The organism is Acinetobacter yuyunsongii (assembly GCF_041021915.1).
GTDB lineage: Bacteria > Pseudomonadota > Gammaproteobacteria > Pseudomonadales > Moraxellaceae > Acinetobacter.
In genome coordinates, this window is sequence record NZ_CP157435.1 from 1613372 (window position 1) to 1639824 (window position 26453).

Consider the following 26453-nt stretch of genomic DNA (forward strand, 5'->3'; position numbering starts at 1 on the left):
ATATTTTTTATTGAATTCGTTGAAGTAAAAGTAAATGACGTTGTTCATCTAATCGCGGCACACGCAACTCAATCACTTTGCATGAATACTGTTCTTTCATCTGTTCCATTTCATCAGTTGGAACCAAACCTTTCATTGCCGCAATAATACTCTGCTCATGCATATAGGGTTGCGCTGCATCTATAAAATCAGTTAATGAAGCAAATGCACGACTAGTAATGACATCAAACTGACCAAGTTCATCAATCGTGTCCTCATTTTCTACACGTGTTTGAACTGCAACAACATTATCCAATTTTAAATCGGCAATAAATTGCTTAAGAAAACGAATTTTTTTTCCATTTGAATCTAATAATACACACGAGCGCTCTGGTTGACATAATGCAATGATCATGCCCGGCATTCCACCACCCGTGCCAACATCTAATAAACGTCCTTGTGGCAAATCATTTAAAATACTTAAGCTATCTAATAAATGTTTAACCAGCATTTCTTTCGGGTCACGAATGGCTGTCAGGTTATATGCTTTATTCCATAGCACGAGAGCATCTTGATATTTCAATAAGAGTGTTAGCGCTTCCTCACTTAGGTTTAAACCTAACGCTTGACTACCTTGCTTTAATTCTTGAAAAAAAGGATGCATAACAGTGCGACATCTCGATAAACTTGCCGTGCAGTATACCCATTTCTGATGCAAGGCACAGTAGGACTTGTTGAACGATTATGCAGTTAAACATTTTCAAACCTGATAAACTGCACAATCTATTCAGTTTTTTGTCTTTCCTTAGACAAATTTAAGGTAAATAAGACAATAACCTATTACGAAAACTTATTTTGCTTAATTTGTTGATCTAGCTGTTCCAAACGTTCAGGTGTGCCAACATCAACCCAAATCCCTTGTAATTTTTCAGCTGACACTTGTTGTTGTTGCATCGCTTGCTTTAACAGTGGCGCTAGAGGTCTTTTACCATTTTCCAAACCATTAAACATCTGCGGAGCTAATACTGCAACACCACTATAAGTTAAGGCTTCACCTATTTGTCCCTGCTCAAAAGTATGGGCCAAATTATTAGACAAGATAAAATCACCTTTCTGGTGCTGCGGTGGATTTTCAACCAATATTAAGTGTGCTTGCTTATCTCCCAAATGGACATTTAACAATGACGAAAAATCCATCGTAGTCCAAACATCACCATTCACCAAAATAAAAGGTTCATCACCCAGTAATGGTAAAGCATTGATAATACCACCTGCAGTTTCAAGCCCTTCTCCTTCATGAGACCACAAAATCGTCACACCGAATTTTGAGCCATCTCCTAAAGTAGTTGCCAGTTTTTCACCCAACCAAGCGGTATTAATGACAATCTCTGTAACACCAATCTTTTGCAACTTTTCAATATGCCAAACAATCAGTGGCTTCCCACCTACTTCAAGCAAAGGTTTAGGTGTATGTAAGGTCAGAGGACGCATGCGATTCCCTAGCCCTGCAGCAAGAATCATCGCTTTCATTATGCTGCAACCTCGTAATCGCCATATTTCGCAATAAATTTAGGCATGACCACGTCACGAATAAACTGCATAAATTCATTCAGCTCATCATAACCTTGGCTTTCTTCAAGCAAATACCACATTACACGTGGTAAATCTTTTAAGTACCCAGATTTACCATCGCGCTCAAACAGACGAACAAAGATACCTAGAATTTTGAGATGGCGTTGAATTGCCATCAAATCTGCATCTCGCTTGAATTGCTCGAAACTACGATTTTCTTTCGCTACAGCTGGTAATAAGTTATAGAACACCTCAAACCATTCGTAGACACGCTCAGCATTCCATTGTACATAAGCATCACGTGTAATCGAGATCAGATCATAGGTATCTGCACCAATGACTGCATCTTGGAAGTCGATCACGCCTAATGCTTGCTCGTTTTCTATTTTCATCAAGTTACGACTATGAAAATCACGATGCACAATCACTTGTGGCTGATGCGTCGCCTCAACAGCTAAAAAGTCAAAAGCTTGTTCAATCGTTTCTAACTGTTGCTCTGTAGGCTGAATATCTAATGAAGGCAACATCCACTCAGTCAGCAAACGCATCTCTGTCATTAATTTTTCATAAGAGTATGCAGGCAGTTGTTCAAGACCGTCGATTTTTTGTAATTCAATCAACTGTTCAAAGCTTTGTGCATAGTATTGGTCAACAGTTTCATCTGTTAGTAAGGTTGAAAGAACAACATCACCAAAATCTTCCAATAACAGCAACCCAAAATTTAGGTCTTTAGCAACGATATGCGGAACACGCACACCATTTTTGTCAAAAAACTCATCAATACTTACAAATGGTGCACAATCTTCTTGTTCAGGTGGCGCATCCATCAGCATATATGTTTTGTTTTGTAACTTAATTCGCGCATAACGGCGAAAGCTTGCATCTCCAGCCAAATAATTGATCTCGAATTGATCAGATTGGAGAGTGGCTTGGAGCCAAGTTTGTATCAATTGTTCACGTTGTGTATTCATTTGCAATAAAATCTAAAACTAGCTGAGATTTTGAAAGCTTAAGTGTAGCCACTTATCAACTTTTTCTCTATGATGCGACAATAATTAATTGTGAATTAGCGTACTGGTTAATGAGACAATGAAACATCAGTTTAAATTTAATCCTTTAGCAACAGCTATTTTGACACTTTTGTGTGGCGGCTCGATCCAATCAGGTTTCGCAGCTCCAGCTGATGCTGTCTCTACGCTTGACAATAAACAGCTGAAAGCCACTATCCAAAAAAACCAAGATCAAGACAGTTATCCTGGTGAAAAATTTTTTCAGCAATATTATGTCGACAAATCTGCACCAGAAGCACAATTACGAGACAATCGTTATTTAAGCTCTTCTTTTTGTCAGGGAACATGGGTCACACCAATTAATCCCGAAACAAAGGCAAGCAATTCCAATACAACGACTTCCGTGATTACCGCTGATTATGGGCATTACAACCCAACTGGCGATTCTGTTTTGCAAGGCAATGTCGTGATTGATCAAGAAGGTCGCACAATTCGTGCCGATCAAGTTACGATTGACTCAACTCAGACGCACGCCTCCGCTCAAGGTCGAGTACAACTGGCTCAATCAGGCCTACTTACTCAAAGTGACGCAATAAATTATAATTTAAAAACCCAAACAGGTGATTTGAACAATAGTTTTTATATTTCTGAACAGCAACATGCTCACGGACATGCAAGTCAGATTAAACGACAGAATGAAAATTTAGTTGTATTGAAAGATGCAAGTTATACCGCTTGCCCTCCTGAACAAAAACCGGCTTGGAAAATCCAAGCTAAACAAATTGAACTTGACCAAGCAACTGGTCGTGGCGTAACTCGCGGAACAAAACTGTATGTAAAAGACGTGCCTGTTTTAGCCGTGCCATATTTCAATTTTCCAATTGATGACCGTCGTACCACTGGTTTATTAAGTCCAACTTTTGGTTATAGTAACGAAGGTGGCATCCAACTGACTGCACCTGTATACCTTAACCTTGCACCAAATTATGATCTTACACTCACACCAAGTTATATGAGCAAACGCGGCGCAAAATTAGATGCCGAATTCCGTTATATGACTGAAAGTTTTGGTTCTGGACGTATTTGGGGTGGATATTTACCAAACGACAACTATTACGAAGATACAGATCGAAGTGATTTACATTTTCTTCATGATTGGAAAATCAATAACCAATGGTCAACTAACTTAGAGTACAACTACGCTTCCGATAAAGATTACTTCGCAGACTTCAATAACAACCCAAACACGCGAACAGATCTTAACTTACGTCGCGCATGGGAAATTAATTATCGCAATGGTATTCCTGGACTTAAGGCTCAATTAAAGGTTGAAGACTTTCAAACGCTAGATCAAAGTATCAAAGATGCAGATAAGCCTTATGCACGTCTTCCACAGTTTTTATTAAATTATGTAGGTGGGAACCCTCAAGGCTTACAATATGAGTTTAATAACGACACTGCTTATTTTAAGAAATCGATTACCGATGGCTCTGCGTTAGAGTCAAGTGGTACACGTATTTATAATCAATTTGCCGTTCGCTATAACTACCTAACTCCATCTTGGTTTTATGCAATTCCAGAAATATCTGTAAGAAGCATTAATACTTTTTATGATCAAGACTCTAAAGAAGGTCGCGATCTTTCTATATCTGATGATTTAGAAAAATCAGTTGCGGTACCTCAATTTAGTTTTGCAACAGGCGTTACTTTTGAAAAAGAAGGTAAATATTTGCAGAGTATCTCACCTCGTGCGTTTTATGCCTATTCTCCTTATAAAAAACAAGATGATCATCCTAACTTTGATTCCACCACCGCATCAATTAATTACGATCAACTTTTCAACCCTTATCGATTCTATGGACACGACCGCTTGGATGATAATAACTTCTTGTCTCTGGGTGTAACTTATAGCCTATTAGATACAGAGGGCTTAGAACGTATTAAAGCAAGTATTGGGCAAAACTATTATTTTAGTGATCGACGTGTCACATTAAATCAGCAACCAGATGAGTTTGACACACAGCGCCGTACTGGTCCAATTGTAAGTGTTTCAAGTCAATTGAATCAAAACTTTACCATAGCTGCAAATTCTGCTTGGATGTCAAATGGCGACAATGCTCAACGTGACTTCCAAGCCTACTATGCTGGAGATAAAGGCAACTTATACAATGTAGGTTATTTCTATCGTAGCAATATTCAAGATCGTCAAAGTTCATACGACCAAGCTGTTGCATCGTTTATACAACCAATAAAAGATAATTGGCGTATTATGGGTCACGCTCAATATGACTTAGATAATAGTTTAATGCGAGAATACTTACTTGGTGTGAATTATGAATCTTGCTGTTGGGCAATTTCAGTTTATGGCAGATCTTACTACAATGATTTAGATGATCCAAACTCGCCAGATGTTCATAGAAAACGTGCTGTTATGGCTGAGGTTACACTTAAAGGTCTAGGTGCACTCAACAATAAGCTCGCCTCTCTTCTTGAAAATAGAGTTTTAGGTTTCAACAAAATTAATCAATCTTGGACACAACGTTAATGAAGATAAAATCTTTCCAACATATCTTTAAAGCGACTGTTCTCGCTACACTTATTTCTTCATCAATGCAAAGCTTTGCGCAACCTACGGATGAGGTTGTTGCAATAGTTGATAGTAGTGTCATTCTTAAAAGTGATTTAGAACAAGGGATTGCAGAAACAGAACATCAGTTAAAAGCACAAAATAAAACTGTGCCGCCCCAACAGTATTTACAGATGCAAGTGCTTGATCAGCTCATTATCCGTCAAGCCCAATTAGAACAGGTCAAACGTTTTGGCATTAAAGCTGATGAAAAGAGTTTAAATGCTGCAGTCTTAAAAATTGCAAATCAATCAGGTGCTAATACACTAGAAGCATTCCAACAAAAATTGGACGCGATTGCACCAGATACTTATGAAAATTTACGCAATAGGATTGCAGAAGATTTAGCAATTGGTCGCTTACGCCAACAACAAGTCATGTCTCGTATTAAAATCAGTGACCATGATGTTGAAAACTTTTTAAATTCACCAGAAGGCCAAGCTGCGCTTGGCACACAAGTCCATGTGATTCACATGCGTATTTCTGGTGAAAATAGCGAAGAAGTTAAAAAAGTTGCACAAGAAGTCAAACAAGCACTTGCAACTAGTGATGATCCTAAAGCGATTAGTACCAAGCTTGCGACCAGTGCAATCAAGGTTGATGGTGCTGATATGGGATTCAGAGCACTATCAGACATTCCTACTGAACTTGCAGCACGTATAACACCATTACAAACTGGTCAGACCACAGAACTGATCAATGTCCGCGATGGCGTTCATGTTTTAAAACTTTTAGAACGCAAACAAAATGATCAAAAAGCACTTGTATCACAATATAAAACTCGACATATTTTGATTCAACCATCTGAAGTTGTCAGCTTAGATCGTGCAAAACAAATGATTGATAGTCTTTATAATCGTGCGACGGCGGGCGAAGATTTTGCAACCCTCGCTGCAACCTATTCAAATGATACAGGTTCAGCACGTGATGGTGGCAGTTTAGGATGGGTAAGTCCTGGTGTTATGGTGCCTGAGTTTGAACAAGTCATGAAAGAAACACCAGTTGGGCAAATTAGTAAGCCTTTCCAAAGTCAGTTTGGTTGGCACATTTTACAAGTGACTGATACTCGCCAACAAGATATGACTAAAGAAGTGCAAGAACGTATGGCTCGTCAAATTTTAGGTGAGCGTTTGTTTGATACCGAAGTAGACGGTTGGATGCGTGAACTTCGAGCTAATGCTTATGTTGAAATTAAGGATGCAAATCTAGACACGAAAGCACCGAAATAATCCAAGTTAAAACTGCCGGCTATCGTAGGCAGTTTTATTTTAACTACATTCAAAATAAAAATAGCGGCAATTGCCGCTATTTTTATATTACAAATTAATTATTTGTAACGATCAACCATTTTCTCTAAAGAAATTGGGCGGATCTTATCTGCATTACCTGATGTACCAAATGAATTATAACGATCTACACAGATTTGCTTCATCGCTTCAACTGTTTCACCAAAGAATTTACGCGGATCAAATTCGCTTGGTTTTTCAGCCATCATACGACGCATCGCACCTGTAGATGCTAAACGCAAATCGGTGTCAATATTAATCTTACGAACACCATGCTTGATTGCTTCAACAAGCTGTTCCACAGGCACACCGTAGGTTTCCTTGATATCACCACCATACTGGTTAATCACAGCCAACCACTCTTGTGGTACAGAGCTTGAACCATGCATTACAAGATGCGTATTTGGTAACGCAGCATGAATTTCTTTAATGCGATCAATTGCCAAGATATCGCCTGTAGGTGGACGAGTAAACTTGTACGCACCATGTGAAGTACCAACAGCAATTGCCAAAGCATCTACATTCGTATCAGCGACAAATTGAGCTGCTTCTTCAACAGAAGTGAGTAATTGAGAATGATCCAGCACACCTTCAGCACCAACACCATCTTCTTCACCAGCCATACCAGTTTCAAGGCTACCTAAGCAACCAATCTCACCTTCAACTGAAACACCACACGCATGTGCCATTGCGACAACACGACGAGTAACATCAACATTATAGTCATATGATGTTGGAGTCTTACCATCAGCACCCAATGAACCATCCATCATCACAGAGCTAAAGCCCAATTGAATAGAACGTTGACAGACATCAGGACTCGTCCCGTGATCTTGGTGCATTACCACAGGAATATGTGGCCATTCTTCAATAGCTGCCAAAATCAAATGACGTAAGAAAGGTGCACCTGCATATTTACGTGCACCTGCCGAAGCTTGCACAATAACAGGTGAATTCGTTGCATCAGCAGCGAGCATAATTGCACGCATTTGTTCTAAATTGTTTACGTTAAACGCTGGTACGCCGTAGTTATGTTCTGCAGCGTGATCCAAGAGCTGGCGCATTGAGATGAGTGCCATAATATCCTCCCAGGTAATGCGCCATATTCTACATGTTGATTTACTTCAATTCAGCAACTAATCAATGGATTTCCGCAAAAATCATGAATCTTTTGTGTAATTTAGCAAATGAAAGCCTTTCAAAATAAAAAAAGACTAAATTAAGAAAAAATTTAGTCTTTTTAAATGTTATGTGAATATCAAAAAATCTTGTTTAGGCTTAACAATATCCATCTAAACGCGTTAAAGGTAACTTTTTACCAATCGCTTTTTCAATTTCTGGCAAATAGAAAGCATCATCTTCCGATAAGAAACTAATACTAACACCTTGAGCACCAGCACGACCTGTACGACCAATTCGATGTACATAATCATCAGACTGCTCTGGCAAAGTAAAATTCACCACATGCGATACGCCGTCAACGTGAATACCACGACCAGCAACGTCTGTTGCGATCATAATATTATGCTTACCTTGTTTGAACTGGTCGAGCATCTTCAATCGTTTATCTTGAGCGATTTCACCAGATAACATGCCAACCTTATAACCATCACGCTTAAGATGATCATACAAACGGCGAACCTGATCTCGGCGGTTCGCAAAGATCATGACTTTATCAATCGGTTCATCACGCAGAATATCTTGCAGAAGCTTGTACTTGTCTTTTTTCTCCACCACATACACACGCTGCTCAACATCCACATTGGTTTTCTGCTCAGGCTCAATCTCAACCGTAACAGGTTCAAACAACCATTGGCGTGCAAGATTGAGGACATCGTAGCTAAACGTTGCCGAGAACATCAATGTTTGACGCTGTTCCTTAAATGGGGAATAACGCACAATACGTTTTACTGAAGGTATAAAACCCATATCCAGCAAACGATCCGCCTCATCAATCACTAAAAATTCAATTTTATCAAGCCAGACTTCTTTTTGCTCCACAAAATCAATCAGTCGCCCAGGAGTCGCAACAATAATATCGACAAAATTCTTGTCCAGCATTTTCTTTTGCTTGTCAAAATCAACACCACCAAGTAGAGTGACAAGATGTAAGTTTGAAAATTTTGTTAAAGCTTGTGCATCACTCTCAATCTGTAGTGCTAACTCACGTGTAGGAGCCAGAATCAGCGCACGTGGTTCGCCACGAAAACGTTGTTCTTGTAGCGGATTATTTAATAGATCATTGATCACACTAATCAAAAAGGCTGCTGTTTTACCTGTGCCAGTTTGCGCTCGACCAATGGCATCATGCCCTGCTAATGTATATTTCAAAACCTTTTGTTGAATTGGGGTCATTTGTGTAAAACCCAAAGCATCAATTGCTTTCTTCAACTGCGGATGTAAATTTAAGGTTTCAAAACCAGATGTCATATATGCTCTCGAACCATCAATGATCAAAAGAAAGTGGCATTATAAACAAAAACGCCCCAAATAACATTGGAGCGTTTTTATATTGCGTTAAAGCAACAAATTAGTCTAAAGGCTGAACGTTTTCAGCTTGGAAACCTTTTTGTCCTTGAACTACGCTGAATTCAACACGTTGGCCGTCACGTAAAGAACGGTGACCGTCACCCATAATTGCGCGGAAATGAACAAATACGTCATCACCACCATTACGTTGAATAAAACCAAAGCCTTTAGTGTCATTAAACCACTTTACTACGCCTTGTTCACGAGCTGTCATAAGTCAATCCTCAGATATTGAAAGATAAGGACCTTCCGGTGTTGCAAACAGCAGAGCCAACAAGGTTTTAAAATATTTATAATTTCAAAGCTTGTAATCATTCTGTAAAACTATCAACAATTTCCGGTTACATCCATTTGTTATAGGTTTTTTAACGATCTTATCGTATAGCATACATCCTAAAACGCATCGAGCTTAACATGGGTTCATGATAATTAATAGATTTATTTTGAGTTATTTCCAATGTTTCTATCTGTTTTTTTCAATAATTTAGCAGTTTTCAAGCGCTTTTTTTAGTATAAAAATGCACTGCTTTATTGCCATAAAACGAGAAACAATTTTAGATAAAATTAATCAGAAAAGAAAATCAAAGCGATTCATTTGCATTCAACGCTATTGAGCTAGTTATTAGGTTTAAAAAACATTCACAACCATTTTTAAGATTAAAAGCTCAAAAGAGAAAAACCGAATTAATATAACTTCCCAAATAATTCAGAGTAAATCCTCAGTAATCACCATATAAATTTGTTAAAATCATATCGAACTCAATTTATTAAAACTTTATGACCCAAATATCCGCATGCCCTGAAGTGATTGATGCACTTGGGCAACCCTGTCCAATGCCACTATTGATGTTGAAACGTGCTCTAAAAAAAGCTGAAGGATCTAAACAGTATTTATTGAAATCATCTGATCCACATAGTGAAATTGATGTAACACGATATTGCCAAATCCAGCAACTTCAATGCCAGACACAAAAAATTTCAGAGAATGAGTTTCACTATTTAATTGAATCTATGTAATTCTTTGATAAACTCTAGCTAAAGATAAACTAGATAACTTTACATTTTTATACTCAAATTTCCTTAGTGATGAAGAACATTCGCATTAAGATGAAATTGTTGACTTAAATACCATCCTATAAGGAGACTCCATGACTACTGACAGCAGCAATCAATTGATGCCCCTGTCATTGTCTGCGCCAGGTGTAAATCTTGGTGCATATATCAGTACTGTCAATCAAATTCCAATTCTAACGGCCGAGCAAGAAAAAGAACTTGCTGAACGTTATTATTATGACCAAGATCTTGATGCTGCCAAACTATTGGTAATGTCACACCTACGTTTTGTCGTACATATTGCACGTAGCTATGCAGGTTACGGATTGCCACAAGGCGATCTTATCCAAGAAGGTAACCTTGGATTAATGAAAGCGGTCAAACGCTTCGATCCAAATATGGGTGTTCGCTTAGTTTCTTTTGCAGTGCACTGGATTAAAGCTGAAATTCATGAATATGTGATTCGTAACTGGCGTATTGTCAAAATCGCAACGACCAAAGCACAACGTAAATTATTCTTTAATTTACGTAGTCTTAAAAAATCAAGCAAACGACTCACATTAGAAGAAGCGAAATCAATTGCCAATGATTTGAATGTGACACCAGAGCAAGTGCTCGAAATGGAAGGTCGCCTAACCGCTTATGATGCTGCTTTTGAAGCTCAAGGTGATGATGACGACGATACCCCACATACAGCTCCTGCACTTTATCTTGAAGATAATCGATACGACCCAGCTCGACTGATTGAAGAAGAAGATTATGAAGAGCAAAGTAGTTCTGCCTTACACGAGGCAATGGAACAGCTTGATGATCGCTCTCGTAATATCTTGCAACGCCGCTGGTTAGATGATGATAAATCGACTTTGCATGAACTGGCTGCAGAATATAACGTTTCAGCAGAACGTATTAGACAGCTTGAAAAGAATGCAATGGAAAAAATCAAAACTGCCATGTCTGCAAGCTAAAATCGAATCAAACACAAGGGCTTTAATGCCCTTTTGTTTTATCTGGCTTTGTTTAAGCACCCGAATATGTTAAGTTTGTTCATCAAATTTCCAGTTCCATTATCATTATGTGGATAGCTATCTCGGCGCTTAATCTTGCACTTGCAGTTATGTTGGGTGCTTTTGGTGCTCATGGACTCAAATCTTTTGCAACCCTAGAACAACTCGCTTGGTGGGGTACAGCAACTCAATACTTTTTCTATCATGCAATTGGTTTGCTTATCTTAGGCGTCCTGCATAAAACCACAGCAACATTTCCAATAAAAATTCCTTTTATTTTGATCCAAATTGGTATCATCTTTTTCTGCGGTTCATTGTACATTATGGCGCTCGGTCTACCGCGTATTTTAGGTGCGATTACACCGATTGGCGGTGCGTTTATGATAGCGGGCTGGCTGTTACTCGCATGGCAAGCAATCAAGCATGCGAAATAAGGATTAATCATGCACATCTATTTAAATGGCGAGTCAATCGACACGTCTTGTGAAAACCTACAGCAATTGATTCAGAATTTAGCCTTAGAAGGCAAACGTTTTGCTGTAGAGAAGAACCAACAGATTATTCCGAAAAGTAGACTTGAGCAAACGACAATTGCTCCTGAAGATCGTATTGAAATTATCCAAGCTGTTGGTGGCGGCTAATCGGCTAAAAATGGAGTAAGCCCATGCAAGATTCCCCTTTAATTATTGGTTCTCGTACTTTCCAATCTCGTTTATTGGTCGGAACTGGTAAATATAAAGATCTCAATGAAACTGATTTAGCCATTCAAGCCAGTGGTGCTGAAATTGTCACAGTGGCAATTCGTCGTGTCAACATCGGTCAGCATGCCGATCAACCAAATCTACTTTCTGTGATTCCACCTGAGAAATACACAATCCTGCCAAATACCGCAGGTTGCTTTGATGCAGATAGCGCGATTCGGACTTGTATGCTAGCTCGTGAACTGCTTGATGGTCACAATTTGGTGAAGTTAGAAGTCCTTGGTGATGAAAAAACTTTATATCCAAATGTCACTGCAACGCTTAAAGCAGCGCAAACCTTGATTGATGATGGCTTTGAAATCATGGTCTATACCTCAGACGACCCTATTGTTGCGCAAGAACTTGAAAGTATGGGCTGTGTTGCCATCATGCCTTTAGGTAGCTTGATCGGTTCTGGTCTTGGTATTTTGAATCCACATACTATTTCCATCATCAAAGAAAATGCCAAAGTCCCTGTTTTAGTGGATGCAGGTGTGGGTACTGCCAGTGATGCTGCAATTGCAATGGAATTGGGTTGCGACGGCGTATTAATGAATACAGCGATTGCGGCTGCTCAAAATCCAATTTTAATGGCTTCAGCGATGAAGAAAGCGGTTGAAGCAGGTCGTGAAGCATTTTTAGCAGGTCGTATGCCACGTAAGCGTATGGCCAATGCAAGCTCACCTGAAACAGGATATTTTTTCAAGTAAGAGAAAGAAGGGACTAAATAAGTCCCTTCTCTATTTGTATTAATCACTATTTGCTTAATGCAATAATTATATGGATAAGACCAAATTCTTTAAAAACCACTCATTTGTACAATATTTTTTGAGATAAAATGATTTATTGTTCCTAGAATTATCAATAAGTTATCAATCTAAATTTTAAGCACTAGATAGAAGAATACTGACTTTTTACTTATAGTTTTTTAGTAAAACCATAGAGATAAGATCTTTTTTTACACAAAAAGATTCTGTATTTTTAAATAAAATACTTTTAAAAACATTATTTTAATTTTTATGGTATTTTTAAAGTAATTCGTTCATCAAAAAAATTTAAAAAAATACAGTGCTTAGGTATAGAATACGGCGCTTGTTTAACCTTAAACCACATATAGGTTTATAAGGCTTTTATATGTTTAATTTATTGTCTCGCTTGAGCTTAGTCAGCAAAATTATTATTGCTATTTTTTTAGGGATTGGCGTAGCTTTGCTTTTTCCTAACTTTACACCTTATTTGAGTTTATTAGGTGAATTGTTTATTAAAGCATTAAAGTCGGTTGCCCCGATTCTTGTTTTTGTTTTAGTGCTTGCTTCGATTGCTAATTTCAAAGTTGGGCAAAACTCAAACTTAAAACCTGTTATGATTTTGTATGTGGTTGGAATGCTACTCGCAGCATTTAGTGCTGTTGTAGCAAGTATTGCCTTCCCAAGTCAGCTATTTCTTAATTTATCAACTCAACCAGCTCTACAAGCACCCGGTAGTTTGGCTGAAATTTTAAAGAACTTATTATTAAGCTTTATTGCCAATCCTGTACAAGCGATTAGTGAAGCCAACTTTATTGGTATTTTGGCCTGGGCAATCGGCTTAGGTTTAGCATTACGTCATAGTTCTGAGACTACGAAACAAGTGCTTACTGATGTAGCTGATGCAGTGAATAAAATTATTCACACCGTGATTAGTTTTGCCCCCGTTGGAATTTTTGGCTTAGTCGCAGTCACTTTTGCGGACGCAGGTTTAGCAACTTTATCTAGCTATGCACATTTGTTAATTGTACTAATTGGAACAATGCTTTTTGTTGCATTAGTGATTAATCCAATTCTAGTCGCATTGACGATGCGAGCAAACCCTTACCCATTAGTGTTTAAATGTTTAAAAGAAAGTGGAATTACAGCATTTTTCACACGTAGTTCTGCTGCCAATATTCCTGTGAATCTGGATTTAGCGCAACGCTTAGGTGTAAATGAAGCAACTGCAAGTGTATCTATTCCACTTGGAGCAACAGTCAATATGGCGGGTGCAGCGGTTACAATTACAGTATTAACGCTTGCTACTGTTCATACATTAGATATTCATGTTGATTTAAGCACGATGATTATCCTTTCAGTCGTTGCAACCGTTTCAGCATGTGGTGCATCAGGTGTTGCAGGTGGGTCATTACTGCTTATCCCTGTTGCTTGTAGTTTATTTGGTATATCATCTGAAATTGCGATGCAAGTAGTTGCGATTGGTATGATTATCAGTGTATTACAGGATTCGACTGAAACTGCGCTGAATTCGTCAACTGACGTTTTATTTACTGCTGCTGTAGATTTCCGAAACCGAAAAAACTAGTAGATTGTTATGCCCTTACAGCGTTTACCAAACTGGATTCAACTTGGTGCTTTTTTACTCGCACTAAATGCTGGTATGGTTAACGTATTGGGGCTATTTACTGTTCTACATCAATCAGTTTCACACATGACTGGCAACGTCAGCATGCTCGCAATGAGTTTGCTAGAATGGCAACCAGAGCATTTTATTTATCTCAGTTTAGTAGTTTTATGCTTCGTGATTGGATCGTTTTACAGCGGTCTCATTCTTGGGGATAGCAATGTCTCTTTTGGTCATCATTACGGTTTCCCACTTAGTTTAGTTGCTGCATTTCTATTTTTAACTTGGCTTTTGTTACCTTACTTCCCGCGCTATGGTTTGTTGTGGGCATGTGTCGCCATGGGCGTACAAAATGCGATGGTCAGTCACTATAAAGGTGCAATTATCCGTACAACACATTTATCAGGCGTTTTAACGGATATTGGTTTAACCTTAGGTTATAAAGTTCGTGGTCTAAAAATAGAAAATAGGCGTATTTTTTTACACTTGCTCATCTTTCTAGGATTTTTTATCGGTGGGCTTATTGCGAGTTTGCTTTATCCTTATTTAGAATTACAAACTTTTCTAATACCAGCAAGTTTAAGTCTGACTATGAGTATAGCTTACTGGGTAATTTACTTTCGCTCTTCATCAAATTCGGATTGAATTATGGTTAAAAATGCATTACAAGCTCAGTTACTCAAAGCGGGTTTGGTCGATAATAAAAAAGCCAAAAAATTAACCAAACAGGTGCAACATGAACAACGCACTGGACAACATGATGATGCCTCATTAAAAGCTGAAATTGATCGAGTGAATCAAGAGAAATTAGCCAAAGACCAAGCACTGAATTTAGAAAAACAAAAGGTTTTAGAAGAAAAGGCGCTTAAAGCTTCAATTATTCAAATGATCAAGCAACATAAAATTTTGCAAACAGAGGGTGATGTTACCTATCAATTCATTGATGAGGGGAAAATCAAAAAGGTTTATCTTTCACAACAAGTTTATAATGCGTTAGTGACGGGTTCTTTAGTTATTGCTAAAGATCAAGATAAATATGCTTATCTCCCCAAAGCTCTTGCAGAAAAAATTGATCAAAAAATGCAAGGATTTATTCTAGTTAACAATAATACTGAGAAAAATGATCAAGTAACTGATGAAGAAGATCCATACGCCGCTTATGTCATTCCAGATGATTTAATGTGGTAAATCACACCTCATTAATGTAATACAATCTTACAGATCGTATTCAAAATGTGATCAACTCATCATAATATCTTTTAACACCTTACAATTAACAAAGTGAAAATTGTAAGGTGTTTTGATTTGAATTATTTAAGTTTTATTAGCGAAATTAGAAGTGAATTAAGCCAATACCCTTGGTTAGAAATGCTCATTTCATTCGCAATTTTGATTTTTCTAGCGGCTTTAGCAAATTTTATTGCCAAAAGAATTATTGTACGTGGTATCCGCCATATCATTACTAAGCTTAAGTCACCCCATCAATCAATTTTTGCCCAACACAGCGTTACACGTCGATTTGCAAATATCGTTCCTGCGATAGTCATCATGAATGGAATCAGTGCAGTTCCCCATCTTCCATTAAAAGTAATTACATTAATACAAATGGGAGCGCAGGCATTTATTTTTCTCACGCTTGCTTTATCAATTAGTGAAGCACTGAATATTTTTAACTTAGTGTATCAACGCAATCCAAAATCGAGAAATAAACCCATCAAAGGTTATTTACAGCTGATCAAACTGATTTTATTCGTTGTCTGTGGTCTTATGATTTTAGGTACTTTTCTTAAAAAAGATGTGTTTACTTTACTCGCAGGCTTCGGTGCAATGGCAGCAGTTCTCATGCTGGTCTTCCAAAATACGATCCTCTCTTTAGTCGCAAGTGTACAAATTGCCTCTTATGATATGGTTCGCATTGGAGACTGGATTGAGATGCCCTCTTTAAATGCGGATGGCGATGTGATTGATATGTCTCTGCATACAGTGACCGTACAAAATTTCGATAAAACACTGACCACCATTCCGACCAACAAACTTGTCACTGATACATTTAGAAACTGGCGTGGTATGAGTAATTCAGGCTGCCGTCGTATTAAACGTTCGATATTTCTTGATCAAAGTAGTGTTCACTTTATGACTGATAGTGAACAGCGAAAATTAAAAGACTTTTTACTTTTAGACCATTATCTTGATGCAAAACAAGATGAAATTAATAAGTTTAATGATCATTTAAGCAATCAATCAGAATGCAACCAACGTCGTTTAACCAATGTGGGAACATTCCGTGCTTATGTAGAGTTCTATTTACGCCAACATCAAGGTATTGCGCAGAATCAAACTATTTTAGTTCGTCAACTACAACCCACTAGTGATGGTCTACCTTTAGAAATTTATGCATTTACAAATACGACAGCATGGGCATCTTACGAAGCAATTCAATCTGATATCTTCGATCATTTAATTGCAATTATTCCTGAATTTGGTTTGAGAATTTATCAAGCACCGTCAGGATATGATTTTAAAAACTATTTACCTGTTAAAGATGCTCAAATCTAATGTGAACTAAGTTTTAAGGCTTTGCTTTTTTCAATACTAAAGCCTTAGAGTATTCAAATAGAAAAACCTTTAAACCTAATTTCCCAAAATTTTCTATGAAACCTTAAAATGTGTAGATAATGCAGTTTTATTCTTATCGGTTGAGTATCTAAAAAATTTTTGCAATAAACTAAGATAAGGAATCAGAAAGTACACATGTGCTTTATCTATGGTTGAATAAGCCACACCTAATTAATGTTTCTGTTTAAAGGCTTCTAGGGTTAACCAGCCGTTTGCGGAATGCCTTTTGACCCGATTGTAATAAATCTCAATATAGTCAAACAAGACAGCATTCGCCTCTTTTCGAGTGGCAAACGCACTACCATGTATCACATGACCTTTCAATGTATCATAGAAGCTTTCTGTCACTGGATTATCCCAACATGAGCAGTGCACTGCGCAAGGCTGCGTGACATACTTTGAATACAGTTATTCGTTAAAAAAGCATTTAGCCATTTTTACATCTCCAAAGTTAGCATTACGTTAGCTTTAGAGGGACTATGTGTACATTATTTTGGCTAGGATCACTTATGATGTGTGCTGAATTAGCAGGAGACCCTCACTTGGGAGACTCTAGGTGTTTAGTCCCAGATTTTAATGGTGCAATATTCTCGGATAAATGGAAGGAAGCACTATGGGACAAGTTCTACACAGCAGCGCCACAACGACACAGGCAGTGCGTCGAGCAATACAAAATAGTCAAGAGAGCTTAAGAACGCTAGCCAAGCGTTACGGCATCAATCAAAAGACCGTCGCAAAATGGAAGAAACGTACTTCAGTAGATGATCTTACAACCGCGCCAAAGAATCCTCGCTCAAGCGTGTTATCGCCTGAAGATGAGGCGGCAATTGTTGCTTTTCGAAAATGCACTTTGTTGCCGCTAGACGATTGTCTTTATGCATTGCAGCCGAGTATTCCTTATCTGACACGCTCGAGCGGCATGGTATTTCAAGACTGCCTGAGGTGCAAGGTGATCGCCCTGTCAGGAAGCGCTTCAAGAGCTACCCCATTGGTTACTTTCATATCGACATCGCTGAGATGCAAACAGCACAGGGTAAGCTTTATCTCTTCGTTGCCATTGATCGCACTTCCAAGTTCGCGTTCACTGAATTGCATACTAAAGCCAGTAAGATGGCAGCCGCGGAGTTCCTGCGCAATCTGGTTAAGGCTGTGCCCTATAGAATCCATACGGTGCAACAGATAACGGCATCCAGTTCACGAACCGCACCTGTGATCGCTACGCCTCTGAGCACATCTTTGATCGGGTTTGTACTGAATGTGGCATTGAACATCGTCTTACCAAGGTTAAGCATCCATGGACCAATGGACAGGTCGAGCGGATGAACCGAACGATTAAAGAAGCTACTGTCAAACGGTTCCATTACGACGATCACACTCAGCTATGTATTCACCTTGCTGATTTTATTGCTGCATACAACTTCGGTCGCAGACTCAAAACACTCAGGGGCCTGACTCCCTACGAATTCATCTGCAAACAGTGGACAGATGAAACTGAACTTTTTAAGATTGATCCGATCCATCAAATGCCGGGACTAAACATCTAGGCAGCTAACCGATAAAAGTCTTTTGCCATTTGATTTGGTGTCTTAAAATCCAAGCCTTTTTGAATTCTTCGCTGATTATAAAATAACTCTATATATTTTGTAATATCCACTTTGGCTTCTTCCCTTGTTTTGTAGTTGCGATGATGGACTAGTTCATTTTTGAGTATGCCCTAGAAACTCTCTATCGGTGCATTATCAAAGCAGTCGCCTTTTTTGCTCATTGAACCCTGAAAATCAAATTTCTCAAGTAAGTTTCGATATTCATTACTGCAATATTGGCTGCCTCTGTCTGAATGTACAATAAGATCTTTAGCAGGTTTCTGATTGCGAATAGCCATATTCAATGCATCACAAACAAGCTTGGCTGTCATGCACTCATTTAAGCTATAGCCAACAACCTGTTTCGTGTAAAGATCTTTGACAGCTGCCAAGTACAACCAGCCCTCAGCCGTCCAAATGTAGGTAATGTCACTCGACCACGCAAGATTAGGCTTCGTCATTGAAAACTGTTGCTTGAGTAAATTGTCATAAATAGAACGGTTGTGATCACTGTTCGTGGTTCTTTTGAAACGCTTATGGCGCTTACAATACAACTGATTTGATTTTTTTATTTGGCGCACAGCATACGTACTTATTTTGATACCTTGCGCTTGTAAATGCTTGGTTAATCGAACATAGCCATAGCTTTGTTTGGTTTCTTCATGGGCTATTTTGACCAAAATTGTCTGCTGATTTCGCTGAATTGATCTTTTACTCATGCCTCGCTTTAGCCAATCATAAAAGCGAGAAATGGATACACGAAGTAATCGAGCCATTAAAATAATCGGAAATAAGTGGCTTTGCGATTTCATATAGGCGTACCTCACTGACTTTCTTTTGCAAAGTACGCTGCTGCCTTTTTTAAAAATTCACGTTCCATTTCAGCTGTTTTGAGCTGTTGTTTAAGCTTCTTATTTTCTTCGAGTAAGGCGTTTAGATCGGGCGAATACTGTTTTGTGCCTGCTAAAGTTCCAGCCTTTGCTTTGTTATTCCAGTTCGAAAGGGTTTGCATTGAAATGCCAAGTTGTCTAGCGGATTCCGATACATTACCTTGGTTCTCTTCAATGGCTTTTATGGCTTCAGCTTTAAATTCTACGGTGTAAGTCTTCTGTTTCTTGCTCATGGTAAACTTCTAATGAGTATGTATAGCTTACCAAGTTAAACCCTCCTGTTTTTTAAGCACACATCACCAGAGTATATAAGCCGTTCAAACAGAATGTGTATCTCCCTTTACAACCTAGATAACAAAGTTAATCAATCTTCATAATACATCGCACGCTTCTTTGAAAATTTCTCAAGTTGCTTCAGAAAACCTTCGAAGTAATTCTTATCCTTATCTTCAGTACGGTAGCCGGCATATAATGTGCGTCTCAATCCTTGCGGCGACACACAGTCTAAACGACGACTGACAACCCATCCCTTTTGTTCATATTCATTAACGACCCAATCAGGTAAAGCAGCAATACCACGCCCACTGGCAACCAACTGAATTAACATCTGCGTTAAATCAGTCGTTCGAATATGCTTAGGTTGAATATTTGCTGGAATGAATAAATGCGCCATGATATCTAAACGATGTTTATCAACTGGATAAGTAATCAACGTTTGTTCAGCCAAATCTTCAACTAGGATTATTTCTTTACGCACTAATGGATGTGTCGTTGAGAGTACTAACCGTGACTCGTATTCAAAAATCGGAAAGTATTCAATCCCTTTGAGTGCAATTGGATCAGCAGTGATTAATAAATCAAACTCGGCATTTTGCAATAATTCATGCGGATTAGACTCAAAACCCGCTGCAAAATCTAAATCGACATCTGGATATTGCTGGCGATATTGATTTAATAAAGGCATCAGCCAGTCAAAACAACTATGACATTCAGATGAAAAAATAATTCTCCCCGTTTGTCCATGCACGATACGAGTAATATCCGTTTGTGCTATCTGAACCTGAGGCAACACATCATCTGCTAGTCGAAGCAAACGCTCGCCGACATTGGAAAAACTTACTGGACGACTACGGCGATTAACAACTTCTACACCATACCAATGATCAAGTTCTTTTAATTGATGAGAAATTGCTGAAGGAGTTAGGCATAGATCTGTCGCAGCCGCAACCAATGAACCATGCTCACGTAGTGCAATTAATGTTTTTAAATGACGAAGTTCTAACACAACGATCACCACAATTGAATTTAATTCATCCTATCATGTTATTCATGAGTGTGTCTCACTATGAATTTTATTTTATTATTGTTTAATGAGATGAAATGTACTCACAATTAGAATCACGACTATATCGATTTAGGTAGAAATGCAATTTGGATCAGTACTGCAAGCATTGAAAATATTGTAAACAAAGAACTTGATGAAGCTGCAATTTTCTTCAAAGAAAAAGATATTGAGATTCATCATGCAGTATTAGATATTCAAAAAGATGAAATTCATCATCAGAAGATTGCTTCTGAACATGCAGACTTTGATAATAATTTAGCAAAAATTATCAGTTACTTTGCTCAACAGTGTGCATATTTAGCAAAATTTCTTGCCATTTATCTCAAAATATCTGTTCCAACAAAAAAATAATCCTTGCAACTAATAAAGAATGCATAAAATACCATTTGTCAAATTCACTCAATTATTTAAATGTCTTTGTACACGACAAAAAAAGACAACTCATTGAAATAATGGCATAATACTTGTTTTCTGACGACGAATATGATGACACATTTCAATGAGTTACATCTCATCTTAAACAAATATCTAAAGTGGAACAAGTCACATGTAAAATGTTTTACACTGATTATGCTGGCATTAATTGTAAAACAGACATGCAACCTTTCTTCTGCATCTAAAGCCTTACCCATCAAGTGCTTACCACAATCATTTTATCGACGTATACAACGCTTCTTTGCAGATCAGTACTTCGATTATCGTCAAATTTCTCAGTTAATTTTCAATATATTTTCATTCGATAAAGTCCAATTAACTTTGGATAGAACTAACTGGAAATGGGGAAAACGAGATATCAATATCTTGATGTTAGCCATCGTCTATCGTGGAATAGCGATACCTATTGTTTGGACATTGCTCAATAAACGTGGAAATTCAGATACAAAAGAGCGTATTGCTTTGATTCAACGCTTTATCTCCATTTTTGGTAAAGATCGTATTGTGAATGTGTTCGCAGACAGAGAATTTATCGGTGAGAAATGGTTTACATGGTGAATTGAAAATGACATTAACTTCTGTATACGTGTTAAAAAAACTTTATTTTGAACAATCACTTAGCCAGGAATCATAAAATTAGTGATTTATTTCGTCATCTTCAAGTTGGTCAAACTGAATGTCGTAAACGACGTATTTGGGTTGGTCGAGTGAAACTGTATATTAGTGCGTTACGATTAGAAGATGGAGAACTTTTACTTGTTGTTTCTCGTATGTTTAATGCTTCTGCTATTCGTGATTATGCATTACGCTGGGAAATCGAAACCTTATTTAGTTGTCTCAAAGGACGTGGATTCAATCTTGAAAATACTCGTTTAACAGACCCTAGACGAGTCAAGAAATTGATAGCAGTGCTAGCGATCGGTTTCTGTTGGTGCTATTTAACAGGTGAATGGCAACATGATCGAAAAAAAGCGATAAAAATAAAGAAGCATGGACGACTTTCAGTAAGTTTATTTCGATACGGTTTGGACTATGTTCAAATGGCTATTCTACGTTTGATTGGTTTTGGAAAAAAAGAAGAATTTAAGAAAGTGCTCGCAATTTTAAGAAAGAAAAAGCCTGATAGGACAAGGGCCCTATGAAATTTGTCGTGTACAGAGGTTCTGATTAAAACAGTTGTTAAATTTATCTCCTCAACCTAATTTCTCTCTTTTTCTAGTGATTTTCTCCTTGGCAGTTGGTAGTTTCTGTATTGGAACGACTGAATTTGTTGCTATGGGGTTGATTCAAGAAATCGCTACTGATTTAAATGTCTGTGTTCCACATGCAGGCTATTTCATTAGCGCCTATGCGCTTGGTGTTATGGTTGGTGCACCAATTATTGCAATTTTAGGAGCTAAAGTACCGCGTAAAACGCTATTACTGGGATTAATGCTATTTTATGGTTTGGCAAATGCGGCAACCGCCTTTGCCACCACACCAGAAGCTATGCTGATATCCCGTTTTATTGCAGGCTTTCCTCATGGTGCTTATTTTGGTGTAGCCGCATTAGTTGCAGCCGAATTGGCAGGAAAACAACGTAGAGCAACTGCGATTGCACAAGTAATGATGGGACTCACGCTTGCAAATGTGATTGGGGTTCCTATTGCAACTTGGCTTGGTCAGCAATTTGGTTGGAAATCTGGTTTTGAGTTTTCTGCCGTGATTGCCTTTATTACTTTAATCGGTGTCAGCCTTTTCATTCCCAATATTCCACTACAAAAGTCAGCCAGTATTAGAGCGGAATTGGCAAGTCTAAAAAACATCAATATGTGGCTAACGCTTGCAGTGGGTGCAGTTGGTTTTGGCGGCATGTTCTCTGTTTATAGTTATGTATCTCCAATTTTAACTGAATATACACACGCCGATATTCGTATCGTCCCGATTGCGCTAGCCATTTGGGGTGTTGGTATGGTGATTGGAGGTCTCGTTTCAGGCTGGCTAGCAGATAAAAGCCTATTTAAAACGATGATTGGAATTTTGGTGAGTTCTGCACTCGCCTTTGTACTTGCAAGTTTTATGATGTCTAATCTCTATACTGCGATTACAGCCTTATTTCTGATTGGTTTCACTGTGATTGGATTAGGTGGCGCATTACAAACACATTTAATGGACATCGCAGGCGATGCACAAACATTAGCGGCATCATTAAATCATTCTGCATTTAATTTAGCCAATGCCTTAGGCGCATTTCTTGGAGGATGGGTACTTAACCATAATATGGGTTGGTTAGCACCGATCTGGGTAGGTTTTGTTTTAAGCCTAGGTGGTTTGGCAATTCTGCTCATTGCACTGGCGTATGCAAAATACTCACAGAAAAATGAATCTATCGTTTCTTAATGACAGATTCATGCATTGATTAAGATCAATTCATCAGCTTTGCAATTTGTCGGTCATGCCATTTGGACAGCAATAGCAAGGCAGTTATTACTCCAATTAAGGCAAAAAACATATCAGACTGGGTATCCCATTCATATCCTTGTGTACCAAGAAACTCTTGCGCACCTTGTCCAAGCGCTAATGCAGCTGCCCATTCAATCAATTCATAAGTCGCACTAATGGCTAGCACAATACAGATCACAATAAAACTAAGCATTTTCCCTTTGGCTAAAATCTGATGTCGAATCAAAATTTCCCGTGCAGCAATGGCAGGCACAAAACCTTGCATAAAATGTCCAATCTTGTCATAAGGATTTCGATCCAAACTGAACCATTGAGCGATCTCAAAACCTAAAGGTACACGTGCATAGGTATATGCCCCACCGACGATTAAAACAATGGCGTGCAAGAAAATTAAGCTATACAAAAGATTGGTGAGCGGAAATGTTTTATAGGTGTAAATCAATAATGGAACAATAATTAAGACAGGCAAAACCTCCATCACCCATGTACCACGGTCAAATGGATGAATACCTGAAATGATTAAAATCAACATAAGAATAAATGCCGCACAACACAACATCAGTTTTTGACTCATATAATCTCCTCTAATTTTATTATTTTGTCTTAACATGACTCGATTCTTAAAATTGATCCTCAACTCTATTTTTCATTAAACTTGACCTTTGTACACGACAAAAAAAGATAACTCATTGAAATAATGGCATAATACTTGTTTTCTGACGACGAATATGATGACACATTTCAATGAGTTATATCTCATCTTAAACAAATATCTAAAGTGGAACAAGTCACATGTAAAATGTTTTACACTGATTATGCTGGCATTAATTGTAAAACAGACATGCAACCTTTCTTCTGCATCTAAAGCCTTACCCATCAAGTGCTTACCACAATCATTTTATCGACGTATACAACGCTTCTTTGCAGGTCAGTATTTTGATTATCGTCAAATTTCTCAGTTGATTTTCAATATGTTTTCATTCGACAAAGTGCAACTGACTTTAGATAGAACCAATTGGAAATGGGGAAAACGAGATATCAATATCTTGATGTTAGCCATCGTCTATCGTGGAATAGCGATACCTATTGTTTGGACATTGCTCAATAAACGTGGAAATTCAGATACAAAAGAGCGTATTGCTTTGATTCAACGCTTTATCTCCATTTTTGGTAAAGATCGTATTGTGAATGTGTTCGCAGACAGAGAATTTATCGGTGAGAAATGGTTTACATGGTGAATTGAAAATGACATTAACTTCTGTATACGTGTTAAAAAAACTTTATTGTGACCAATCACTTAGCCAAGAATCATAAAATTAGTGATTTATTTCGTCATCTTCAAGTTGGTCAAACTGAATGTCGTAAACGACGTATTTGGGTTGGTCGAGTGAAACTGTATATTAGTGCGCTACGATTAGAAGATGGAGAACTTTTACTTGTTGTTTCTCGTATGTTTAATGCTTCTGCTATTCGTGATTATGCATTACGCTGGGAAATCGAAACCTTATTTAGTTGTCTCAAAGGACGTGGATTCAATCTTGAAAATACTCGTTTAACAGACCCTAGACGAGTCAAGAAATTGATAGCAGTGCTAGCGATCGGTTTCTGTTGGTGCTATTTAACAGGTGAATGGCAACATGATCGAAAAAAAACGATAAAAATAAAGAAGCATGGACGACTTTCAGTAAGTTTATTTCGATACGGTTTGGACTATGTTCAAATGGCTATTCTACGTTTGATTGGTTTTGGAAAAAAAGAAGAATTTAAGAAAGTGCTCGCAATTTTAAGAAAGAAAAAGCCTGATAGGACAAGGGCCCTATGAAATTTGTCGTGTACAGAGAAACTTGACAATAAACTTGAGGTTTATTCGGATAATTTTTCACCACAATGCGGACAGTAATGATATTTCTTTTTTTCCTGTTGCTGATCTTCAAGCAGCTTCTCCCTAACCAATTGGATGATAATTTCATGGGTCTGCTCTTTTGGTAAACCCACTTTTTTCCGAATTCGTTCAATTTCAACTTGGTCATGCAACAAGTCCAGCCCTTTGGCTTGCAGAACTTCCCGAAACTCCTGTTCCAGTCTTTGATTGCGCTGGTTTAATTCATTTGCAAGACCTGAAGCCAAAATACCTGCAGGCAAAGCTGCAATACCAACACCTAGAATAGTAATAAACGCACCTAGTATTCGACCTAAATTGGTTACAGGTGTTACATCACCATAACCCACTGTTGTCAATGTAACAACCGCCCACCACATAGCTTGTGGAATCGAACTAAACGCTTCTGGCTGAGCTTTATTTTCAACGACATAGATTGCTGATGCAGTCATGACAATCATAATCACTAAAATAAAAATAACTGCTTGGAAAGAACCTTTTTCTCGTTGAATTACCCTTAATAATATCTGTAATGAAACAAAATATCGGGTCAGTTTGAGCAAGCGGAATAAACGTAGAACTCGTAAAAAACGCAAATCGATATGAACAAAGAAGTTCAAGTACGCAGGTAAAATCGCCATTAGGTCAATAATCGCCCCGCCACTTTTCATCCAACGAATACGCTGCTTCCATGCAGCCTCGTCTGGATTTTTTTCGACGATACTCCATAATCTTAATAAATACTCTCCACTAAAAATCAGGATTGAGATATTTTCAAACAAATCAAAATAAGGTTGGTACAGCTTATAGATTTCATTAATCGATTCAAGGAGAACAGCAGCAACATTACCAATAATGAGAATAATTAATAAATAGTTAATACAAGCACTTATTGTACTTTTGTAGTCATCATTATGAAGATTATTATAAATAAAAAGTCGCAACCGTTGCCATGAAAGTTGAGCCATATCGTACAGATCATGATGTAAACTAAGCTAAAAATGTAACACGTTGCTTAACGATTTGATAAGTGATTTTGAGCAAAGACAATAATTTTACTTATCAATCAAAATAACGCTCTTTACACAAAA

22 protein-coding genes and 5 pseudogenes are annotated in these 26453 nt (G+C 37.9%); 16 read left to right on the forward strand and 11 right to left on the reverse strand.

Annotated elements, in window-relative coordinates; genetic code table 11:
- Window positions 1–7: 7 nt before the first annotated feature.
- The 3 genes from rsmG to ABLB98_RS07770 form a co-directional block, all read right to left on the reverse strand.
- Window positions 8–643 (reverse strand): 16S rRNA (guanine(527)-N(7))-methyltransferase RsmG, encoded by a 636-nt coding sequence (rsmG, locus tag ABLB98_RS07760; RefSeq protein WP_348882504.1) that lies wholly within the window; start codon window positions 641–643, stop codon window positions 8–10.
- Between the two features lie 176 nt (window positions 644–819).
- On the reverse strand, window positions 820–1509 hold the full coding sequence (gene murU / locus ABLB98_RS07765; RefSeq protein ID WP_348882503.1) for an N-acetylmuramate alpha-1-phosphate uridylyltransferase MurU: 690 nt from the start codon (window positions 1507–1509) through the stop codon (window positions 820–822).
- On the reverse strand, window positions 1509–2522 hold the full coding sequence (locus tag ABLB98_RS07770; protein ID WP_348882502.1) for a phosphotransferase: 1014 nt from the start codon (window positions 2520–2522) through the stop codon (window positions 1509–1511). The genes murU and ABLB98_RS07770 overlap by 1 nt, the downstream gene beginning before the upstream one ends.
- Before the next feature lie 118 nt (window positions 2523–2640).
- On the opposite strand from ABLB98_RS07770, the gene ABLB98_RS07775 reads away from it, so the two are divergent.
- Together ABLB98_RS07775 and ABLB98_RS07780 are read left to right on the forward strand one after the other, a co-directional pair.
- A complete protein-coding gene (locus ABLB98_RS07775; RefSeq protein WP_348882501.1) occupies window positions 2641–5106 on the forward strand; it encodes an LPS assembly protein LptD in 2466 nt (821 codons plus the stop codon).
- Window positions 5106–6416 (forward strand): peptidylprolyl isomerase, encoded by a 1311-nt coding sequence (locus ABLB98_RS07780; RefSeq protein WP_348882500.1) that lies wholly within the window; start codon window positions 5106–5108, stop codon window positions 6414–6416. The genes ABLB98_RS07775 and ABLB98_RS07780 overlap by 1 nt, the downstream gene beginning before the upstream one ends.
- Before the next feature lie 98 nt (window positions 6417–6514).
- Here ABLB98_RS07780 and fba read toward each other — a convergent pair whose 3' ends face one another.
- The 3 genes from fba to ABLB98_RS07795 all read right to left on the reverse strand — a co-directional run bounded on the left by fba (window position 6515) and on the right by ABLB98_RS07795 (window position 9216).
- Window positions 6515–7552, reverse strand: coding sequence for a class II fructose-bisphosphate aldolase (fba, locus tag ABLB98_RS07785; RefSeq protein WP_005216487.1), 1038 nt, complete (start codon window positions 7550–7552; stop codon window positions 6515–6517).
- Window positions 7553–7751: 199 nt separating this feature from the next.
- Window positions 7752–8903, reverse strand: a complete 1152-nt coding sequence (gene rhlB, locus ABLB98_RS07790; RefSeq protein ID WP_348882499.1) for an ATP-dependent RNA helicase RhlB — start codon at window positions 8901–8903, stop codon at window positions 7752–7754.
- Between the two features lie 100 nt (window positions 8904–9003).
- Window positions 9004–9216 (reverse strand): cold-shock protein, encoded by a 213-nt coding sequence (locus ABLB98_RS07795; protein ID WP_004653893.1) that lies wholly within the window; start codon window positions 9214–9216, stop codon window positions 9004–9006.
- A 563-nt stretch (window positions 9217–9779) separates the two neighbouring features.
- Here ABLB98_RS07795 and ABLB98_RS07800 point away from each other — a divergent pair.
- The 9 genes from ABLB98_RS07800 to ABLB98_RS07840 all read left to right on the forward strand — a co-directional run bounded on the left by ABLB98_RS07800 (window position 9780) and on the right by ABLB98_RS07840 (window position 16728).
- Window positions 9780–10019, forward strand: coding sequence for a sulfurtransferase TusA family protein (locus tag ABLB98_RS07800; RefSeq protein ID WP_005159855.1), 240 nt, complete (start codon window positions 9780–9782; stop codon window positions 10017–10019).
- 131 nt (window positions 10020–10150) lie between these two features.
- Window positions 10151–11020, forward strand: a complete 870-nt coding sequence (rpoH, locus tag ABLB98_RS07805) for an RNA polymerase sigma factor RpoH (protein ID WP_004662417.1) — start codon at window positions 10151–10153, stop codon at window positions 11018–11020.
- A gap of 107 nt (window positions 11021–11127) precedes the next feature.
- Window positions 11128–11493, forward strand: coding sequence for a DUF423 domain-containing protein (locus tag ABLB98_RS07810; RefSeq protein ID WP_005159854.1), 366 nt, complete (start codon window positions 11128–11130; stop codon window positions 11491–11493).
- 9 nt (window positions 11494–11502) lie between these two features.
- Window positions 11503–11700: a sulfur carrier protein ThiS gene (thiS, locus tag ABLB98_RS07815; protein WP_005159852.1), complete on the forward strand. Its 198-nt coding sequence runs from the start codon at window positions 11503–11505 to the stop codon at window positions 11698–11700.
- A gap of 23 nt (window positions 11701–11723) precedes the next feature.
- Window positions 11724–12509 carry a thiazole synthase gene (locus ABLB98_RS07820; protein WP_004639328.1) on the forward strand — a complete coding sequence of 262 codons (786 nt, stop codon included), beginning with the start codon at window positions 11724–11726 and terminating at the stop codon, window positions 12507–12509.
- A gap of 424 nt (window positions 12510–12933) precedes the next feature.
- Window positions 12934–14133, forward strand: a complete 1200-nt coding sequence (sstT, locus tag ABLB98_RS07825) for a serine/threonine transporter SstT (RefSeq protein ID WP_348882498.1) — start codon at window positions 12934–12936, stop codon at window positions 14131–14133.
- A 9-nt stretch (window positions 14134–14142) separates the two neighbouring features.
- Window positions 14143–14817: a YoaK family protein gene (locus tag ABLB98_RS07830; RefSeq protein WP_348882497.1), complete on the forward strand. Its 675-nt coding sequence runs from the start codon at window positions 14143–14145 to the stop codon at window positions 14815–14817.
- Window positions 14818–14820: 3 nt separating this feature from the next.
- Window positions 14821–15360: a DUF2058 domain-containing protein gene (locus ABLB98_RS07835; protein WP_287690641.1), complete on the forward strand. Its 540-nt coding sequence runs from the start codon at window positions 14821–14823 to the stop codon at window positions 15358–15360.
- 117 nt (window positions 15361–15477) lie between these two features.
- Window positions 15478–16728, forward strand: a complete 1251-nt coding sequence (locus tag ABLB98_RS07840; protein WP_348882496.1) for a mechanosensitive ion channel domain-containing protein — start codon at window positions 15478–15480, stop codon at window positions 16726–16728.
- Window positions 16729–16959: 231 nt separating this feature from the next.
- On the opposite strand, the pseudogene ABLB98_RS07845 reads toward ABLB98_RS07840, so the two are convergent.
- Window positions 16960–17207: pseudogene (locus ABLB98_RS07845) on the reverse strand (IS3 family transposase); the annotation flags it as partial.
- Between the two features lie 194 nt (window positions 17208–17401).
- On the opposite strand from ABLB98_RS07845, the pseudogene ABLB98_RS07850 reads away from it, so the two are divergent.
- Window positions 17402–18332, forward strand: a pseudogene (locus ABLB98_RS07850) (IS481 family transposase).
- Here ABLB98_RS07850 and ABLB98_RS07855 read toward each other — a convergent pair.
- Window positions 18329–19494 (reverse strand): annotated as a pseudogene (locus ABLB98_RS07855) (IS3 family transposase). The pseudogenes ABLB98_RS07850 and ABLB98_RS07855 overlap by 4 nt on opposite strands.
- A 131-nt stretch (window positions 19495–19625) precedes the next feature.
- Complete coding sequence (locus ABLB98_RS07860; protein ID WP_348882495.1) at window positions 19626–20546, reverse strand: LysR family transcriptional regulator; 921 nt, start codon at window positions 20544–20546, stop codon at window positions 19626–19628.
- A gap of 123 nt (window positions 20547–20669) precedes the next feature.
- Between ABLB98_RS07860 and ABLB98_RS07865 the strand changes: the two genes are divergently transcribed.
- The 3 genes and pseudogenes from ABLB98_RS07865 to ABLB98_RS07875 all read left to right on the forward strand — a co-directional run bounded on the left by ABLB98_RS07865 (window position 20670) and on the right by ABLB98_RS07875 (window position 23420).
- Window positions 20670–20957, forward strand: coding sequence for a demethoxyubiquinone hydroxylase family protein (locus ABLB98_RS07865; RefSeq protein WP_348882560.1), 288 nt, complete (start codon window positions 20670–20672; stop codon window positions 20955–20957).
- A 135-nt stretch (window positions 20958–21092) separates the two neighbouring features.
- Window positions 21093–22183 (forward strand): annotated as a pseudogene (locus tag ABLB98_RS07870) (IS4 family transposase).
- Between the two features lie 34 nt (window positions 22184–22217).
- On the forward strand, window positions 22218–23420 hold the full coding sequence (locus tag ABLB98_RS07875) for an MFS transporter (RefSeq protein ID WP_348883732.1): 1203 nt from the start codon (window positions 22218–22220) through the stop codon (window positions 23418–23420).
- 25 nt (window positions 23421–23445) lie between these two features.
- Here the strand turns inward: ABLB98_RS07875 and ABLB98_RS07880 are convergent, their stop codons facing one another.
- Complete coding sequence (locus ABLB98_RS07880; RefSeq protein ID WP_348883731.1) at window positions 23446–24057, reverse strand: DUF2238 domain-containing protein; 612 nt, start codon at window positions 24055–24057, stop codon at window positions 23446–23448.
- 157 nt (window positions 24058–24214) lie between these two features.
- On the opposite strand from ABLB98_RS07880, the pseudogene ABLB98_RS07885 reads away from it, so the two are divergent.
- A pseudogene (locus tag ABLB98_RS07885) lies at window positions 24215–25305 on the forward strand (IS4-like element ISAba33 family transposase).
- Between the two features lie 41 nt (window positions 25306–25346).
- On the opposite strand, the gene ABLB98_RS07890 reads toward ABLB98_RS07885, so the two are convergent.
- Window positions 25347–26330 carry a potassium channel family protein gene (locus ABLB98_RS07890; RefSeq protein WP_348883146.1) on the reverse strand — a complete coding sequence of 328 codons (984 nt, stop codon included), beginning with the start codon at window positions 26328–26330 and terminating at the stop codon, window positions 25347–25349.
- Window positions 26331–26453 lie beyond the last annotated feature (123 nt).